The organism is Arthrobacter sp. P1_D4 (assembly GCF_056406115.1).
Window position 1 is genome coordinate 69,401 of record NZ_JBFUAU010000015.1, and the last position, 16,188, is coordinate 85,588.

Annotated in this window: 17 protein-coding genes and 1 rRNA gene; 8 read left to right on the forward strand and 10 right to left on the reverse strand. The window is 65.1% G+C overall.

From position 1 onward, the window contains the following. Positions 1-47: 47 nt before the first annotated feature. The 4 genes from AC1D0A_RS15435 to AC1D0A_RS15450 form a co-directional block, all read right to left on the reverse strand. Complete coding sequence (locus AC1D0A_RS15435) at positions 48-3,452, reverse strand: ATP-binding protein (RefSeq protein WP_476946221.1); 3,405 nt, start codon at positions 3,450-3,452, stop codon at positions 48-50. Next, entirely contained in the window at positions 3,449-4,099 is a 651-nt protein-coding gene (locus tag AC1D0A_RS15440; protein WP_476946222.1) for a DUF4194 domain-containing protein, read from the reverse strand. The genes AC1D0A_RS15435 and AC1D0A_RS15440 overlap by 4 nt, the downstream gene beginning before the upstream one ends. After that, the gene (locus AC1D0A_RS15445) at positions 4,096-5,538 is read right to left on the reverse strand and encodes a DUF3375 domain-containing protein (RefSeq protein WP_476946223.1); all 1,443 of its coding nucleotides are present in this window, start codon (positions 5,536-5,538) and stop codon (positions 4,096-4,098) included. The genes AC1D0A_RS15440 and AC1D0A_RS15445 overlap by 4 nt, the downstream gene beginning before the upstream one ends. Before the next feature lie 129 nt (positions 5,539-5,667). Then, positions 5,668-6,246 (reverse strand): HNH endonuclease, encoded by a 579-nt coding sequence (locus AC1D0A_RS15450; RefSeq protein ID WP_476946224.1) that lies wholly within the window; start codon positions 6,244-6,246, stop codon positions 5,668-5,670. Positions 6,247-6,474: 228 nt separating this feature from the next. Here AC1D0A_RS15450 and AC1D0A_RS15455 point away from each other — a divergent pair, with 228 nt between their 5' ends. Beyond that, positions 6,475-7,194: a hypothetical protein gene (locus AC1D0A_RS15455; RefSeq protein ID WP_476946225.1), complete on the forward strand. Its 720-nt coding sequence runs from the start codon at positions 6,475-6,477 to the stop codon at positions 7,192-7,194. A 21-nt stretch (positions 7,195-7,215) separates the two neighbouring features. On the opposite strand, the gene AC1D0A_RS15460 is transcribed toward AC1D0A_RS15455, so the two are convergent. Next, on the reverse strand, positions 7,216-7,599 hold the full coding sequence (locus AC1D0A_RS15460) for a TfoX/Sxy family protein (RefSeq protein WP_476946226.1): 384 nt from the start codon (positions 7,597-7,599) through the stop codon (positions 7,216-7,218). Positions 7,600-7,920: 321 nt separating this feature from the next. Between AC1D0A_RS15460 and AC1D0A_RS15465 the strand changes: the two genes are divergently transcribed. Beyond that, the gene (locus AC1D0A_RS15465) at positions 7,921-8,124 is read left to right on the forward strand and encodes a cold-shock protein (RefSeq protein WP_011690916.1); all 204 of its coding nucleotides are present in this window, start codon (positions 7,921-7,923) and stop codon (positions 8,122-8,124) included. Positions 8,125-8,317: 193 nt separating this feature from the next. On the opposite strand, the gene AC1D0A_RS15470 is transcribed toward AC1D0A_RS15465, so the two are convergent. Both AC1D0A_RS15470 and AC1D0A_RS15475 read right to left on the reverse strand, forming a co-directional pair. Beyond that, the gene (locus tag AC1D0A_RS15470) at positions 8,318-8,500 is read right to left on the reverse strand and encodes a PspC domain-containing protein (protein WP_028275253.1); all 183 of its coding nucleotides are present in this window, start codon (positions 8,498-8,500) and stop codon (positions 8,318-8,320) included. Between the two features lie 85 nt (positions 8,501-8,585). Further along, on the reverse strand, positions 8,586-10,430 hold the full coding sequence (locus AC1D0A_RS15475; protein ID WP_476946227.1) for a BTAD domain-containing putative transcriptional regulator: 1,845 nt from the start codon (positions 10,428-10,430) through the stop codon (positions 8,586-8,588). A gap of 319 nt (positions 10,431-10,749) precedes the next feature. On the opposite strand from AC1D0A_RS15475, the gene AC1D0A_RS15480 reads away from it, so the two are divergent. The 5 genes from AC1D0A_RS15480 (at position 10,750) to AC1D0A_RS15500 (ending at position 13,438) form a co-directional block, all read left to right on the forward strand. Next, positions 10,750-10,926 carry a hypothetical protein gene (locus AC1D0A_RS15480; protein WP_476851686.1) on the forward strand — a complete coding sequence of 59 codons (177 nt, stop codon included), beginning with the start codon at positions 10,750-10,752 and terminating at the stop codon, positions 10,924-10,926. 224 nt (positions 10,927-11,150) lie between these two features. Next, on the forward strand, positions 11,151-11,537 hold the full coding sequence (locus AC1D0A_RS15485; RefSeq protein ID WP_476946228.1) for a VOC family protein: 387 nt from the start codon (positions 11,151-11,153) through the stop codon (positions 11,535-11,537). Positions 11,538-11,648: 111 nt separating this feature from the next. Further along, positions 11,649-11,990, forward strand: a complete 342-nt coding sequence (locus AC1D0A_RS15490) for a YciI family protein (RefSeq protein WP_243182014.1) — start codon at positions 11,649-11,651, stop codon at positions 11,988-11,990. 248 nt (positions 11,991-12,238) lie between these two features. Beyond that, a complete protein-coding gene (locus AC1D0A_RS15495) occupies positions 12,239-12,718 on the forward strand; it encodes a hypothetical protein (protein WP_476946229.1) in 480 nt (159 codons plus the stop codon). A 252-nt stretch (positions 12,719-12,970) separates the two neighbouring features. Then, the gene (locus tag AC1D0A_RS15500) at positions 12,971-13,438 is read left to right on the forward strand and encodes a hypothetical protein (RefSeq protein WP_476946230.1); all 468 of its coding nucleotides are present in this window, start codon (positions 12,971-12,973) and stop codon (positions 13,436-13,438) included. 83 nt (positions 13,439-13,521) lie between these two features. On the opposite strand, the gene AC1D0A_RS15505 is transcribed toward AC1D0A_RS15500, so the two are convergent. The 3 genes from AC1D0A_RS15505 to AC1D0A_RS15515 form a co-directional block, all read right to left on the reverse strand. Then, positions 13,522-13,824: a DUF1905 domain-containing protein gene (locus AC1D0A_RS15505; protein WP_476946231.1), complete on the reverse strand. Its 303-nt coding sequence runs from the start codon at positions 13,822-13,824 to the stop codon at positions 13,522-13,524. Positions 13,825-13,942: 118 nt separating this feature from the next. Beyond that, entirely contained in the window at positions 13,943-14,218 is a 276-nt protein-coding gene (locus AC1D0A_RS15510) for a hypothetical protein (protein WP_476946232.1), read from the reverse strand. 214 nt (positions 14,219-14,432) lie between these two features. Continuing rightward, on the reverse strand, positions 14,433-15,326 hold the full coding sequence (locus AC1D0A_RS15515) for an SDR family oxidoreductase (protein ID WP_476946233.1): 894 nt from the start codon (positions 15,324-15,326) through the stop codon (positions 14,433-14,435). Between the two features lie 753 nt (positions 15,327-16,079). Here AC1D0A_RS15515 and AC1D0A_RS15520 point away from each other — a divergent pair. Further along, positions 16,080-16,188: ribosomal RNA gene (locus AC1D0A_RS15520) — 16S ribosomal RNA — on the forward strand; the annotation flags it as partial.

The window sequence follows — 16,188 nt, forward strand, 5'->3', positions numbered from 1 at the left end:
CCCTTCCCAAACCTCGCAAGCTCGGCTCGGGGCCCTCGGGACGCCGCTTAGGCACGCCGGTCCCGTTTATCGCGGTATTCCTGGATGGTCATGTTGCGCAGCTGGGAGTCGTCGCCGTTGGTGTTCGCCACGAATCCCACGTGCGAGACGAACGGCTCGATCACGTGGATCTTCTGCAGCGGTGTGACGATCAGCAGCTGCAGCTTCATGCGCTGGAACAGTTGCAGGCCGTAGCGCGCAGACTCGTCGGATCCGCGGCCGAACGCTTCGTCGATCACCACGAACCGGAAACTCCGAGCGGACTTCTTCCCGGCCGCAGCCGCCGACATACCCCCGGCCGCCGACCCCAGCCCGAACTGGAAGGCAAGGGCCGCGGCGAGGATCGTGTACGCCAGCTTTTCCTTCTGGCCGCCGGACTTGCCGCCGGAATCGGTGAAGTGCTCGAACTCCTCGCCGGTCTCGGTCCACTTTTCCGAGGCCGAGAACGTGAACCAGTTCCGCACGTCAGTGACCTTGGCCGTCCACCGCTCATCCAGCGTGGTCAGGCCTTCACGCCCGCGGAAGCGCTCGATCAGGCGCTCCACCTGCAGATACTTCTGCTCCGAGTACTGGTCCTCGTCGCCGATGGTCCCCTCCGAGCACGCCCGCAGGTCCGACATGAACTCGCGCACGTCCTGGTCCGAGGTGTTCTGGTGCTCCAGCTGGATGTGCCGGCCCGGGTTGTACTCGATCCCGGCCAGCGAATGGTTGATCTCGCCGATCCGGGTCACGATGTCCTGCCGCCGGCTGTCCAGGAAGGCGTTGAACGCGACCACCTCGTGGATGGTGTTCTGGTTCAGCGACTCCTTGAAATGGGCCTCGAAGCGGGGAAGATCGTTGCTGACCAGCTGCTCCAGCAGCCGGGTGTAGTCCGGGGCGGCCTCGAGGGCGGCGTCGATGTCCGTGGTCTCGTTGGGGTACTTGTTGCGAAAGTCGGCCATCAGCCGGACTGTGCTTTCCGCGGCCCGGGCAATGCGCTTGGACAGGGCATCAATCATGTCCGTCAGCCCGGAACGGACAGAGCTCTCCGCCGTGCCGGTGTTCTTGTACGTCAGGGTCTTGTCGCCGAGCGCCGCGGTGGTGAGCTGTTCGAGGGCGGCCAGCACCCCGCCGTCGTGCGTCAGCGGTGTCTCCGCGAGAGTGCCGCGGCATTCCTCGATCGCCTCCGCGATGTCCCTGCCGTCCTTCTCGTTGGCGCCCAGGCGTTCACGCAGCTTGCCGGCCTTTTCCTCGAGCCGCTCCAGCTCGGCGGTCACCGCGGATTCCTTGGCCGTGAGCTGCTTCAGTACGTCGCTGGCGGTCTCCAGTTCGAGCTTCTCGGCCTTGAGCTCTTCGATCCGCCGGGCCGTGAGCTGCCAGCTGATCTCGCCGAAGTCGGCCACCCCGCGTACGATACCGAGCTGCTGGTTTTGCCTGCCCAGATCGCCCAGGGAGGCGTTGACCTTTTTCAGCTGGGTCTCCGTCACCCCGAGCTGGCCCTTGACCTCGTCCTGTTCGGCGAGGAAGCGGCTGATCTTGTCGTGGTTGTCCCAGCCGAGCACATAGTTGCGCCGGTCCGTCAGCTCCCGCCGGTCGTCCTTTTCGTGCCTGCCGCGGACGCCCTTGAGCTGGCCGTTGACGGTCAGCGCCTTCGGGTAGCGGCGGAAGTCCTCGAGGGTGTCGCAGCAGACATGGTCGAACCGGGTGGCGAGTTCATCCAGCAGGAAGTTGCGGAACGGCGTGCCCGGCTTGATGGCGATCTTCGTGGCCAGCGTGCCCGGCTCCGCCGTCCTGGCCGCCGGGGATTCCCCGATCCGCAGGTAGACCAGCCGGCCGCGCAGATTGTTGGCATCCACCCAGCTGCTGACCGCCGCGTAGTGATCGGCCGGGACCAGCAGGGACAGCGCGAAACCGTGCAGCGTGCGTTCCGCGGCGCCCTCCCACGCGCCCTCGCCGTCGCGGACCCGCAGCAGTTCCCCGGCGTACGGCAGCGCCGCTTCCGTGATTCCGGTGCCGTCGCACAGCCGACGGCGGAGCTCCAGCTGGGGGAGCGGCAGCAGGTTGGGGCGGGACTGCAGGCTGCGCAGTTCGGCGCCGATCTCAGTGAGCCGGGCCGTCTGTTCGGTGCGGGTGATGGCCCACCGGGTGCGGCCGTCCTGGAGCTCATCGGACTGGGCGCCGAGCTGCGATTCGACCTCACCGAGCCGGGCCCGGTTCGCGTCGAACAACACCCGATCTTCCGGGGGCCGGAGTCCGAGATCCTTCGCTGCTGCACCGTAGGTTTCGAAGCGCTGCCGCTGGGTCCGGGACTGGTCAGTCAGCCGTGCAACGTCAGCGTCGATGGCCGCCAGCCGGCCGCCGCCGTTGGTGCGGATGTCCTCCTGGATGGCGGAAAGCTCGTGCCGCTTCCCGGTGATTTCGGTGCGCTGTTTTGTGCTGTCCTCCTGGAGTCGCTCTCCGGTGCGTTCCAGCTCCGACTGGTGTTCCAGGCTCAGCTGCAGCTTCCGGTCCGTGAACCAGGGATGCAGCTGGCGGCGCTGTTCGCTGGCCTGGTCGTACTCGTGGCTCAGATTCGCGTGCTGGGCGGCACCCTCCCTGATCGGCGTCAGCAGGGTGATCTGGTCCTTGGCCCGGAGCACCGCGTCGTGGGCCATCTTCAGGTCGTCGAAGTGGTGGATGAGGTTGCCGATACGCTCGCCGACCTTGTCTTCCTCCAGCATGTTGGTGCGCACGAAGGAGGTGATGTTCTCCACCTGCTTCATGGACACCGTGCGGTGGAACAGTTCCATGGCCTGGTTGCCGCTGATCCCGAACTGCCGCTTGAACGCTGCGGCGTAGGGCTCAAAGCTGTCATGGACGGCGACACCAGCGGCGCGGAGTTTCTTCTTCAACTTCGCGGGGTCCTGCCCGAAGTTTGAGAAGTCCGCAGCGATGGACTGGTCCGCCTCAGCCAACGAGTAGAAGCGGCTGGGTTGACCCGCTTCCTGGGTGGCCCACAGCGTGATGGCCAGGGTGACCGACTTGTCCAGCACGGCATTGTGGAAGACGGCGAGCACCACGGTCAGGGCGCCGGTCCCACGCAGTGCCACCGGCTTGGAGTACTCGCCGCCCGTGCTGCGCGTGCTCTTGTGGAAGCCGCGCACGTACGACGTCAGTGAGCGCTCCTTCTTCTGCGCGCCGGCCGCCTTGTTGTACTCGATCCGGTTCGCGGGCAGCAGCAGGGTGGTGATGGCATCGACCACCGTCGACTTACCGGAGCCGATGTCACCTGTGAGCAGGCTGTTGGCACCGTCCAGCCGGAACGTCCGCACGCCCTGGTGGAACGTGCCCCAGTTCAGCAGCTCCAGACGGTGCAGCCGGAAACCGGGGGGAGTGCCGCCGTCGTCCGTCATTTCCTCCAGGCTGAACAAGGTGTCCTGCAGGTCAGCGGTCACTTGGTGTCCTCCTCCGCTGCGGTTGTCCCGCTAACCGGCGTCCCAGCGAGAGTGGCACGGTAGTCTGCCAGCCGCGCGTCGAACTCCTCCAGCCACTGGGCGTCCACGAACGCCTTAAGGATGCGGACCACCTCGTACGTACCCGGCTGGCCCTTCAGCCGCCGCAGGAAGCCGAGTTCCACCACCTTCTTGATGTCGGTGGCGAGTCGGTCCATGGTCCTGGCTTCGTTGCTGGATTCGGGCAGGAAGACGGCAACCATGTCCGCGATGTCCTGCTCGGTCATGATGAGCCGGAGCTCGCTGCTGTTGGTGTCGAATTCCAGCATCCGGCCGCGCAGGAGGGCCAGCAACAGGCTGACGTTGAAGGTCAGCTGCCGCCGCGGAATCAGCCGGGGGAGATTGCTATCGGGGTCCTCGCGCGACTTCAGGAATGCGTAGCCCTCGGATTCGTCCAGGATCAGGTCCAGACCCAGCACGGAAACGTAGTCGCGGACCTGGGAGGACAAGCCCAGCAGCGACTGCCAGAGCTTCTCGTCCCCTTCGGCGTAGAGGACACCTTTGAACAGCCGTGTGACGACGCCGGGAAGTTCCTCGCGTGTGCGGAGTTCCGTTTCTGCAGTGGCTGGGGAATTCGCTGCCGGGTTCATGCTGGCCTTCCGAAGATGATCTGTTCGAGGGTCGCTTCGCGAATGCTGCCGTCGGACAGCTGCCAAGCGATTTGTTGGGAGGCCTCCGGGTTGATGCTCGCCCAGTCCGACTCCGTGGCCAGCTGGTAGTAGGTCACAATTTCCGCCAGGCCCTGCGAGACGGGGTAGGCGGCGGTGACCTCCGCGAGGGTGGTCTGTTCCGCTTCGGCGAGAACTGCGTCGATATTGGCCTTGAGCCGTTCCTTGTCCACGTGGAACTGGCTGAACAGGGCGCCGGCGTCCACGTCCGCGTCGTCGGCCGTGAGGACGTCGTCGTCCACCATCACCCGCCGAGTCGGCTCATACAGCGGCCGTTCGAAGGGCAGCGTAATGTCCACTGCCGGGGCCGAAATGGTCATGAAGTCCCCCGACGGCGGCTGCTCCCGGGTGGCGAGGGCGCCAGACTCGATCCTCCGGATGAGCTGCATGATGCGCTTGTTCTCAAGGAACACCTTGTCGTCGAGCAGCCGGCGCATCTGCTGGGACAGCTGGCGGACGGTGCCCTGGGTCTGTTCGACGGCGGGCAGCCAGTCCTGGTGCAGGTTCACCACGGAGTGGAGGTTGTCCGCGTGGGCGAGAGCCTCGATCTGGGTGGCGCGCTGGAGGAGTTCCTGCAGTCTTCTTCGGGATTCCGGGGACATGAGGTAGTCCCAGAAGCCCTGGAAAGTACGCCCCTGCAGGGAGCTGCTGATGTCCTGCTGGTTGGCGAAGATCGATTCCAGGAGCTCGCCCTGGGTGCCGTCCCAGGTGGCGATCTGCTCGCGGACCTGGCGGTCCAGCTTCCGGAAGTTCTGTTCGACCTCGCGGAAATCCGAGAGGAGGTCCTTGGCCAGGGCGGTCAGCTGCTGGAAATGGTCCAGTGCTTCCGGGCCTGTCATGACGCGTATGTTGCCGTCCCGGATCCGCTGCATCTCGGCGTCGATCCCGTCGCGCTGCAGCTGCAGTTCGGCGAGCCGCACTTCGGGATCGGTCTCCGACTGCTGGACCAGCCGCTCCAGGACGGCAAAGATGCTGGTGAGCCGGGACTGGGTGGCCACGAAGTCGCGTCCGCGCAGGCCCTCCACCCAGCGGACAACGTCTTCCGCGGCCGCGGTGAGATCGTAGCGCGGCTCGTCCTGGCCTTGGATGTAGTACTTCCGCAGCCAGGCCCTCTCGGGGGCGGCCCAGTCGTCGAGGTACTCCGAGGCCTGACGCGGAAACTTGTCCTCGCCGTAGGCATCCCGCAAGCCGAAGAGCACATCGTCCAGGCTGTCGATGAGCTGCTGGCGGCCTAGGTTCCGCTGGTTGGGGCCAGTGAAGGCGGCCATGAAAAACGAGATGGCGAGAGGCGCGTTCTGGGCGCGCAGCAGGGACCAGCCTGCATGGCTTTCGCGCAGGGCGTTGATTGCGTAATAGTCCATCCGGTCCTCGTGGTGTTGCCCGCCTCACGTCCTACGTTCACTCTAAAGGGCGCCGCGGACATTTTCTGCGGACAAGGAGTTGCAACGTGGGCCGGCAGATAGCAGATGGCGGAAGACAGCAGGATGTCGCTACGGGAGAGACTGCCGTTCCCCGACGGCGACCGCATCCTCAGCCGTTACGTACGTCCGCCGTCGTCGTTCCAGTCTTTCCTGCTGGCCTGGCGACGGGATCCGCGCGCCTTTGGCGCGGTTGCAGCTGCTGCACGCGGCGACGAAGTTCCGCAGGCTGGTGGATCCGCCCTTGGACCACGGGTAGAAATGGTCACCGTGTTCCGCAGGACGGGAACAACGGCGGCGGAAACCGGCCTCCATCTCGCACTGGCCCTCTGCCCGCGACATGCCTTCGCGGCGCTGCTGGCGGCTGAAGCGCCGGACCGGGTCGCGGCGCTTCACGTCCCTCGCCCGGATGACCGACGCGCTAATGGTCAGGACGACGGCGAGTAAGCCAGGAAGTGCGACGGCCGCCAGCATGCCGTCGAACATCCCGGTAAAGATGGCCGCGACGGTCGTGGGTGGTCGTGCCCCAGTTGGGTTCCCGGAACGCGTCACGAGCGACAGGATGGCAGCGGCGAAGATCCACACCGTCAACGCGGCCATGGCCAACCGGAGTAATTGGCGCGTCCAGTAGATGCGTTTCAATTCAAGCATTTGGTCTCCCCCATAAAGACTCTGGCAAAATGACGGGCGGTGTCCCGCTCGCTGAGACAGATCGTACCTTCGCTGGCGGTACGGGGAAGCGGTGCGTCTCCAAGCGTGGTGTTCGTCAAGGGTGTTCTGGTTCAGTGCGGACCGCTACCTTTTTTCTATGGCCATGGGCAAGCCCCGGTGCTCTGACCCCTCTACAGGAATTTCTACTCAGAAGGAGTGGAAACGGTCATGAATCGACGAACCAAAATCTTCTTTGGTGTGATCGTCCTCTTGCTAGTTGTTGGTGGGGCGACATTATTTGTCTTCGACAACACAAAAAGGAGTACGGCCGCGGAGTACAACCCGCAGATCAACCCGGCAGATTTCACCACTGAAATCACCAATAAATACTTCGCCCTCCCTGTCGGCAAAAAACTGACGTACGAGACCACTGAGCAAGGAAGAGTCACCGAGAGGGTCGAGATCGAAATCCTGCCAGAGACCATGACCATAGAGGGCGTGGAGACGGTGGTCTATCTGGATAAGGAGTACAAGAACGGGCAGTTGGTAGAGGAAACCCGGGATTACCTGGCGCAACACAAATACGGCGACGTCTGGTACTTCGGCGAGGACGTGGGCAACTACTCGAATGGAATGTTGGTGAACCACTCGGGCAGCTTTCTCCATGGAAAAGACGGCCCGAAGGCCGGTATCTGGATGAAGGCTGAGCAGCGCGTCGGCGACTCCTACAGGCAGGAATTTTACGTTGGTCACGCGGAAGACATGCGGGACACCGTAGCTACCGGCGAGACCGTCACCACGAAATCAGGCACGTACACCGACTGCGTCAAGGTCTACGACTGGACGCCGCTTGAAAAGAACTCCCGGGAGTATAAGTATCACTGCCCCAGATTGGTGCGCTGGCCCTTACCGAGGACCTGGAAACAGGCAGCCGGTCAGAACTCGTGAATGTTGTTCAGCCCTAGCCTTCTACCTTTTGGGCCGGGCCTTAGAAGCCTTCGGCTCCTTGGGTGGCAGTCCGGCCACATAGGAATAAGCCTTCTCCACCCGAGCCCTGGCCCGAGCCTCATCGCCGTCGCCCTCGGCGTTCCAGATTTCCGGCAATCCGGTGTAGCCGCCCATGGGGCGTTCCGGCGGACCGAACGGAACGGTCCGCTCGGTGCCTTCCAGCATCTCCTTGTCCGCCTCGGCCAGCTTCACGCCGATGGTGGGGCCGAACAGGCCGGCGAACATGTTGCCGTGCACGAACGCCCCGAGGTTTCCGAACATCGGCTTGATGACCACCTCGGGATGATCAGGCAACACCGAGCGGAAGTGTTCCTTGTCGGCGTCGGACGCTTTCGGCATTTCCATGGGTCTTCCTCCGGTAAGGACGGTCGCGGGCTGGTCTTCCTGCAGGATATGCCCGCGGCCGGGCACGGCACAGGCAAGGCGCGCAGACGGCCGGCGCGATGCGGGGTGGGCTGCCGCGGACGGCGGCTCGATGGGGCTGTGGTAATTCACCGCACAAATCTCCTGTACAGTTGATCCTGTTGTTGTGTTTATGCAGTTCGTAGTTCAGGCAGTACGCATGGTCGAAAGCCCATGTTCTTCTGAAGCAGCGGTTTTGAGCACCCCAAACAGGAGGACCCGAAAGTCGGGACAGTTCCTCCACCTTCACGAAGGACAAAAATAATGGCTACTGGTACCGTCAAATGGTTTAACGCTGAAAAGGGCTTCGGCTTCATTTCCCCCGATGACTCCTCACAGGACGTTTTCGCACACTACTCTGCGATCAACTCCTCCGGCTTCCGCTCCCTCGAAGAGAACCAGAAGGTCTCCTTCGAAACCGAGCAGGGCCCCAAGGGTCCCCAGGCCACCAACATCCAGGCTATCTAATTTCCTTTTAGATACCCGGGACCGTTAGGTTTCGAGCAGGGCCCGTCTTCGGACGGGCCCTGCTTTTGTTTAACCCACCCGTGCTTCCAAGACAGGGACGACGACGGCGGCGCGGCACCGCCGTCGTCGGCCCGCCGCGATCCTCATGCCGGCCAGGGCTCCCGGCGCCGGGTCCCGCACCACAAGTCTGCGGCTAGTCGTCCCGGGGGATGAGGATCCACAACGCGACATAGACGAACTCGCCCACGCCGAACAGGCCGAAGAACATGAACCCGAGCCGGACAAATGCCCGGGGGACTTCGAAACGGTCGGCCAAGGCAGCGCACACGCCTGCGAAGATTTTGCCGCGTCTGGGGCGAACCAAGGTTGCTGACATTTCGCTACCGTAGCACCAGGCGCCCGTCGAGTCAGCAGTGTCTTTCGCCCCTGCCGCCCAGCGCCACAGCACGCGCCGCTCGGCGTCAGAGCTGGCCCCGCCGCGCCAGGTACGTGTTGAGCGCCGGGTTGTCGATGTCCTTGGCCAGCCACGGGATAGTCTCCGCGGCGGCGGCATCGCCTAGGACCGCCCGGTGCGAGTGCGCCCGGACCACGAGTTCGCGCAGGGCGCCGCGGCTGGCCATGGTGCCCAGCCGGTCGGCGTAGTCCCCGGCGGCGGGGGAGCCGGCGTCGATCGCGACCTCGGCGGCGGTGTCCAGCAGCCGCGCCCGGTACCAGAGATACCAGGGTGTGGTGTCGAGCCCCCGCTTCAGCCACGATTCGGCCGCGGCCTGATCATTCAGCGCCATGCTGAGCCGGGCCTTGGCCCCGGCGGCGAGGGTCAGGTAGCAGTGGTCGCCGGCGACGTCGGCCATCACCCACGAGCGGTCGATCAGGGGAGCGGCGTCCTCCAGCCGGCCGGCGGCGAGGAACGTCTCGCCGCGGAGCCCGGCGACAAAAGGCTCGAACGCCGTCCAGTGCTCGGCCGCGATCAGTTCCTGGGCCCGGTCCAGGCAGTCAGCCGCCGGCTCCAAATCCCCGCGCAGCAGATGCACCCGGCCGGCCAGGGCCGTGCTGAACGCCAACAGACGGCGGCCACCCACGGCGGTGGCAAGCCGGATCGATTCGGCCAGGGCCGCCAGCGCCTCGCTGTAGTGTGCGGTGTCCGAGGCTGCCATGCCCTGGATGGCCAGGATCCTGGAGCGTTCGTCGTCGAACCCGTCCGCTGCCCGGGCCGCCTGCTCCAGCCAGCCGGCCGCACGGTCCGGAATGCCCCGCTGCACCGACAGGTACCCCAGCTCCCGGTACGCGGCCGCCGCCACCCGCGACGCCGGCCGCGCGGGGTTCCGTGCCCCCGATGCCAGCGACTCAGGGTCCAGTCCCTCGGATTTCAAAGCCCTGTGCAGGAGGTCGGCCACCTCGGCGCCGCGGCCGCCGGCCTGATGGATCAGCGCCCCGGACAAGGTGACCAGGGATTCGGCGAGCAGATGGTGGTCGCCGGTCCGTTGCGCGATCTCGGCGGCGAGGCGCAACTGCTCCAGCCCGCGGTCCACGGAGCCTGCCGAGAGCGAGGCCTCGGCGGCGTCGAGGTAGGACCGCACGGCGGCCGAACTGGCCGGCAGCCCGGGCTCCGCGGCGGGCGCCGCATCTGCCAGTGCCCGGCGCACCTCTGCCGGCACGCCGAGCCCTAGCTCCCGCCGGTAGAGTTCGCGGCACTTGTCGGCCTGCTCCCGCGCCCGCCGGTAGTCACCCAGGGCGAGCAGGGCCTTGATCAGCACGGCGTGGCAGTCGGCGTTGAAGGGGTCCAGGTGCAGCGCGCGGGTGGCGAGGTCGACGGCGTCGTCCGCCCTTCCGGCCGCCAGCGTGGCGAGCGACGCCTCGTAGAGCAGCGTCAGGACGGAGTTCTCGAGCCGGTGCCGCTGGTCCTCCAGCCAGGATTCGAAAGCCGGGCATTCTTCGAAGGCGAGTCCCTCCAGGAGTTCGCCGTCGAAGGTGCGGGGGTCGGCGTCGCCGGCTGGCTGCAGGGCGGCAAGCACATCGCAGTTCCAGCCGGCCGGCAACACCAGCCGCAGCGGGTCGCCGCCCACCGAATCCGCGCCGAGGGTCCGGCGCAGCTCGGAGAGATTCCAGCGCAGGGCGCCGAGCGGGTCCTCGGCGTCGGGGAACAGGAGGGCCGCCGTCCGGGCCCGTCCGGTGCCGCCCGGTTGCAGCGCGAGGTAGGCCAGCACAGCCCACGCCTTGCGGCCCCGGGGTTGCCGGGGTGTGGTGCCAGCGGACTCGATCCTGGGCGGACCGAGGAGCCGAATCCAAGTCTCGGCCATATCAGTCATGCTACGCCGCCAACGGGCACGCGGGAGGGGCCGACGGCGGGCGTGCGGCGGGGGAGCGACGGCGCCTGACCGGCGCTTGGCCGGCGCATGGTCGGAGCCGAAGGGTGCCGGAAGCGGGCGGAAAACCACAGCGGAAAATCCTCACACGGTGGCTCACACGGTGGGTGCGGAAACTGGACATGTCCCCACAAAAGGACCGGAAACCTGAACCCCAGCCGCAAACTAAACCCGCACCGATCGCCCGGGATTCCGGCCCAACAACCTGATCCATCATCAGCCCCAACAACCAGCTCCATCACTCGCCCGAGGTGCTTTTCACATGGAATTTGCCGCCATCCTGCTCGCCGGACTCCTGGTCTTCGCAGCCGTCGCCACCATCGTCGCGGTCGTCCGCGACGGCCGGGGCCACACCCCTCCCATCCGGTCCACCCGGCCCTGGATGGCAGGCAACCTGCCCAGCGAACCGTACGCGTCCCTGCGGTCCCTGCAGGGCTGACCGAATCCCGGCAGCCACACGCAGGTAACCGCTCGGGCCTGACCCCGGCTTCCAGCATGGGAGGCGGGGATCAGGCCCGACGTCGTGCGGTGCCTTTGTGGAGCTCAGCTTTAGGTGGGCTACGTCCATGGGACGAAGGTTCCAGAGACGTAGCTGGCGCTCTTGAATTCTGAAGCGTGCCGGATGTCAGATGGTTTCAGAGAACCACACCCGAGGAGGTCGCCATGACGGTCGCTTTCAACCACACCATCGTCTACGCAACGGATAAGCGGCAGTCGGCGAAGTTCCTGGCCGACGTGCTCGGGCTGCCGGAACCCCAAGCCATGTGGTCCTTCATGACCGTCCCCCTTGACCACGGGGTGGCCCTCGATTTCGCCACCGCGGACCGGCCCATCGCCCCGCAGCACTACGCCTTCCTGGTCAGCGAGGAGGACTTCGACGGAATCTTCGCAAGGATCCAGGCCGAGGGCATCCCCTACTGGGCGGACCCGGGACGGTCCCGCCCACAGCAGATCAACCACAACGACGGCGGACGCGGCGTCTACTTCGCGGATCCCGACGGGCATTTCCTTGAGGCGATCACGCGTCCGTACGGATCGGGTGCTGCGTGACGTCCCAGGTTCGCCGTCACGGCCCCGGGACCGCCTAGATCCTTGCGCGGCACGATGGCATCGGCGAGGATGAACGCGATTCACCGTGTTGCGAAGAAGGAGTCGACGCGAATGACCAAGTATCTGATCTCGTTTCCGAGTGCCGCCATGGTCTTCCCTGAGGAAGAGCTGCAGGCTGTTTCGGATGCGTCGCACGCGGTCGTCCAGGAGGCGAAGGATGCCGGCGTCTGGGTGTTTGGCGGCGGCATCGATGAGGGCATCCCGCCCGTCATGGTCGACGGCGATGGGACCGTGAGCGAGGGCACTTACCCGCAGACGACGCAGCTCGAAGGCGGCTACTCGGTCCTGGAGCTGCCCTCGTACGAAGCTGCCTTGGAGTGGGCCGCGAAGATCGCGGTCGCCTGCCGTTGCGCGCAGGAGGTCCGCGCTTTCCAGTACGACCCCGCCAGCTAGCTACACTGCGCGCCGGGGGTGGCTTACACTGACCTCGGCTGGTGGGCGCCGGGGGAGGGCACATGTCAAGACGGCAACTTTGTGGGGCAGTAGTGGTGGCTCTCGGGCTGGCCTTGGCCGGGTGCTCTGGATCCACACAGCCCGGTCAAGCCTTCACGTCGCCCACCATGCGTGCGGCACCCTCAACCCCGAGTCCTCAGCCGAGCCCGTCCATCGCCCACGACGGCAACGTGAAGGGAAACAGCGCGGTGAGCGTAACCGTGGCACCTGACATCTTCGACCAGCAGGGCGAGAGGTACGAGGAAGGACTGGGTGACGGATGGGAAACGTCACCCGCGTTCCTTGTCGAGACCGACGACCAGGACAAGGCGGCCGCGGCATTGTATGCCGCGGCAGGGCGCTTTATGTCGGTGGACCAGAACGGCAAGGAACTGAGCCCCGCCGAAATGACTGGCGACTACCCCCAGTACACGCCAAACTACGTCTCCGACGTCTATCTGACCGAACTGGGCCCCATGATTGTGACCGACACCAAAGGCGAACTCTCAAGAGGCATGGCGGAGAGGATGCTGCTCATACTTGAGACTGAGCTCCGCGCCCAGGGGATCACGGCCCATGTGGCTGCTCCACCGGCGGACCTCTTTCTCGAAGACCACCGCATCTGGCGGCCTCCCACCGAGACCGCCATGCACGCGGGAGCTGACGTGAAGGCGCCGACGAACGAATAGCGGCGGCGGGAGAACCTCGGGGCACCGTTCCCCGCCCCGGACAGGCGCGGAACACCGGCGTCGTCGGTCAAGTGTCTAGACACCCGCATTGGCGCGGGAGCATCCTAAACGTGTGCGCGTTTCGGGAGGAGAGCGGCCACGGGGCAGGGAGATCCCGCCCTGGCTGGGGAACCCTGGGGAACCGGTGGACCGTTGGCAGTCCCACCTTCCAGGCGTGCGGACACGATCGGCGAGGGAACCGGGGACCAGATCATGGACGAAACATCCGATACGCGGCAAAGGCTGTCCAACCGCATCGACCAGAAGCAACGGGACCTTCAGTCCTACCTCGGCAGGGAACGACCACGGCGCTCCCGGCTTGCCAGCATCAGCATCGTGGGCAGTGCGCTGGCCGCCGCGTTCACGGTCGGCCCCGCCGCCGGTGGCACGGGGTTCACTGAAGCGGTGGCGAACATCTTCAACCTGGCCGACGACTCGATTGTGTGGCGCGGGCTGTGTCTGCTGGCGGTGATCTGCTCCGTTGCCGCGGCGCTGGCCACGAACTTTGCCACGTCCCGTTCCGTGGCGGACCGTGTGAGCGCAGCCGAGACCGCCAGCGCCCAGCTGGAGGGGCTGCAGGTCGCACTGAACTTCGGTCACATCGAGATCGACGAGGCCGTCAAGCTCTATCAGCAATACGCCACGCAAGTGGCGTTCGTGGAGGCATCTCCGGCGCGGTGAGCTGTTCCTTCAACCAGCGTCTCAGCAGACAGCAGAAGCGTTCGGGTCGCCCTGTAGTTACCCCTGCAATCCAGTCCCTGTTTTCAGCCCTCCAGAATCAGCTCGACTTCCACGTCCACCTCATCGCCGGCGCGAATGCCGGCCGCGGTTCTAATGGCCTTCTTGACGGGGAGGAGATACGAGTTGGTCCTGCTGTCCGGGAAGAGCGACGTCCGCCACCGCTGCCCGGCGATGCAGGCCTTCACCTTCAACGAACCGAAGCCCTTCCGGAACGGAGCGGCTTGGTCCTTGAGCTGCTCCGCCAGGTCTGGCGGCAAGGTGATGAAGTGCCAGCCTGCCTGCTCGGGGTAGTGCCACAGCTCGGCTCGGAACGCGTACGTCGTCACGCTCTTAGTGTGGCACGGTCGAAAGGTCGGCCCGGTGAGTGCCGGCCTGCCCAGAGATCGTTCCATCCTGTCAGGGTGGCAGTGCCATAGCAGGGAGTGAATAGCGCGGCGGAAGCGACTAGTGCTGCCCCGAGGCTGTGGTCCCGAACATCAGGGTCCGTCGCGGCACATCGTAAAACACGGTCGCCGACGCGGAAAGGAGCGCCTGCAGGTTCTCGGCATCCTGCCCGTCCAATGTCAGGAGCTCTTCCCATGCCCCTTGATCAAGGACCAGCTGAAGCGTCCAGGTGCCAGGCTTTCCGGGGTCGCCCGCCACCCAGCTGAACTGGTAATGGCTGACCTGACGGACTTTGATGCTGTCGTCAGTCAAAGGCTGTTTAGGTGTGGGGCTCATGTTTTCCTCCTGAACACGCCGCGCCCGTTTTGGTACGACCGCGCTATTTGCCATTAAGCAAAATATAGGCCCGCGGCGAAACTTCATCCAGACCCCAGTCCCGGATACGGCCTAGGGTCACACCCACGAAAAGCGGCCCTTCCCGAGCAGCTTGACGCTGCGGGGAAGGGCCGCACGGTTTACGCCCGCGTCCGCCTCGGACTACGGCGATGGACTACGGCGTGGGGCTGCCGCCGTTGACGTTGAGCGTCTCGCCCACGACATAGCTGGACTCCGCGGACGCCAGGAACACGTACGCGGGGGCAAGCTCTGCCGGCTGGCCGGCACGGCCCAGGGGAGTGTCCTTGCCGAACTCGGGCAGGGCCTCCACTGGCTGCCCGCTGCTGGGCTGGAGCGGCGTCCAGATGGGCCCGGGTGCGACCGCGTTGACCCGGATGCCCTTCGGGGCGAGCTGCTGGGCCAGACCCTTGGTGAAGTTGTTGATGCTGGCCTTGGTGGTGGCGTAATCAACCAGAGTCGGCGAGGGGTTGTAGGCCTGGATGGAGGTGGTGTTGATGATGGCGGACCCGGGCGGCAGGTGCGGCACGGCGGCCTTGGTCAGCCAGAACATGGCGTAGACGTTGGTCTTCAGCGTGTGGTCGAACTGCTCGTCGGTGATCCCACCGATGTCCTCCTGCGCCACTTGCTTGCCGGCGTTATTCACGAGGATGTCCAAACCGCCCAGTTCGCGCACCGCAGTGTCTACCAGCTCGCGGCACGTCGCCGAGTCCTTGAGGTCACCGGGAACCTTGATCGCTTTGCGCCCGGCTTTCTCGATCAGGTTCGCGATGCGGGTGGCGTCCTCCTCCTCTTCGGGCAGGTAGGAGAGGACGACGTCGGCGCCCTCGCGTGCGAACGCGATGGCCGTGGCGGCGCCGATGCCGGAGTCCCCTCCGGTCACGAGCGCCTTGCGGCCCTCGAGCCGGCCGGTGCCGCGGTATGTGTCCTCGCCCAGGTCCGCCTTTGGGGTCAGCTTGGCATCCAGGCCGGGTTCTGGCTGGCTCTGCTTCGGGGGTGAGATGTGTTCGTACGCTGTTACCGGGTTTTTGAAGGTGTACTGATCAGTCATGATGCTCCTCCGGATGTTGGGGTCTCAGCGCGGACAATGTGCACTCCACGCACATGCTAAGCATGCTTACAATCAACCCTAGCCAGTGCGGCGGTTCCGGCGCAACGGACCTGGCGGCTAGGTAGGGCGGGCAGTCGCTTGGAGGCGGCTGCTCGCTGGGAGGTTGCACGGCTCCTCTCTGTCAGGCGGAACCTGCGGCGTGTGACCCACTCCATAGAAGCCCGACGGCGGCCGGCTGGCCCTTGGGGACGGCGGGAGCTGCCGAAATCCGCGCGGATCCGGGGGAATGTGACGCCAGGGGACACCTCAGGGGGCCGATTTGTGCAGGGTCCTCCGGGCGTGTAAAGTAATTCGAGTCGCCGCCGCTGATGCGGAAAGAAAGCGACCGACCCCCTTCTAAACAGCCTGAAAATGGTTCGCGAATTTGCGTGCTAAATAACGGCGGGGACCTTCTTGGATGAATGTAAATCGCAGAAATGCGAATTTGCAAAGACTTCCAAGATCGGGTAAGTTTGAAAAGTTGCTCCGGAGCGATCCTTGACTGTTTGGTTGGTTGTGGTGGTGCCGGGTGTGTCTGTTGTTTGAGAACTCAATAGTGTGCCAAGTTTGTTGATACCAATTTATTGTATTGAATTGGTTGAATTTGCCGGGCCCGCCACCCCGTGGTGTGGTCTGGTGTTTTTGGCTGGTTTCAAATTTTGTGCAGCGTGTGYATCCCGTTTTCCCGGGGGCGCATGTTGTGTCTGTTTTACTTCAACGGAGAGTTTGATCCTGGCTCAGGATGAACGCTGGCGGCGTGCTTAACACATGCAAGTCGAACGATGATCCGGTGCTTGCRCCGGGGATTAGTGGCGAACGGGTG

Excerpts from the sequence above, each read along its gene's own strand:
- AC1D0A_RS15440 (WP_476946222.1), bottom strand. The coding sequence starts at position 4,099 with ATGAACCCGGCAGCGAATTCCCCAGCCACTGCAGAAACGGAACTCCGC.
- AC1D0A_RS15445 (WP_476946223.1), bottom strand. The coding sequence starts at position 5,538 with ATGGACTATTACGCAATCAACGCCCTGCGCGAAAGCCATGCAGGCTGG.
- AC1D0A_RS15450 (WP_476946224.1), bottom strand. The coding sequence starts at position 6,246 with ATGCTTGAATTGAAACGCATCTACTGGACGCGCCAATTACTCCGGTTG.
- AC1D0A_RS15455 (WP_476946225.1), top strand. The coding sequence starts at position 6,475 with ATGAATCGACGAACCAAAATCTTCTTTGGTGTGATCGTCCTCTTGCTA.
- AC1D0A_RS15460 (WP_476946226.1), bottom strand. The coding sequence starts at position 7,599 with ATGGAAATGCCGAAAGCGTCCGACGCCGACAAGGAACACTTCCGCTCG.
- AC1D0A_RS15465 (WP_011690916.1), top strand. The coding sequence starts at position 7,921 with ATGGCTACTGGTACCGTCAAATGGTTTAACGCTGAAAAGGGCTTCGGC.
- AC1D0A_RS15470 (WP_028275253.1), bottom strand. The coding sequence starts at position 8,500 with ATGTCAGCAACCTTGGTTCGCCCCAGACGCGGCAAAATCTTCGCAGGC.
- AC1D0A_RS15475 (WP_476946227.1), bottom strand. The coding sequence starts at position 10,430 with ATGACTGATATGGCCGAGACTTGGATTCGGCTCCTCGGTCCGCCCAGG.
- AC1D0A_RS15480 (WP_476851686.1), top strand. The coding sequence starts at position 10,750 with ATGGAATTTGCCGCCATCCTGCTCGCCGGACTCCTGGTCTTCGCAGCC.
- AC1D0A_RS15485 (WP_476946228.1), top strand. The coding sequence starts at position 11,151 with ATGACGGTCGCTTTCAACCACACCATCGTCTACGCAACGGATAAGCGG.
- AC1D0A_RS15490 (WP_243182014.1), top strand. The coding sequence starts at position 11,649 with ATGACCAAGTATCTGATCTCGTTTCCGAGTGCCGCCATGGTCTTCCCT.
- AC1D0A_RS15500 (WP_476946230.1), top strand. The coding sequence starts at position 12,971 with ATGGACGAAACATCCGATACGCGGCAAAGGCTGTCCAACCGCATCGAC.
- AC1D0A_RS15510 (WP_476946232.1), bottom strand. The coding sequence starts at position 14,218 with ATGAGCCCCACACCTAAACAGCCTTTGACTGACGACAGCATCAAAGTC.
- AC1D0A_RS15515 (WP_476946233.1), bottom strand. The coding sequence starts at position 15,326 with ATGACTGATCAGTACACCTTCAAAAACCCGGTAACAGCGTACGAACAC.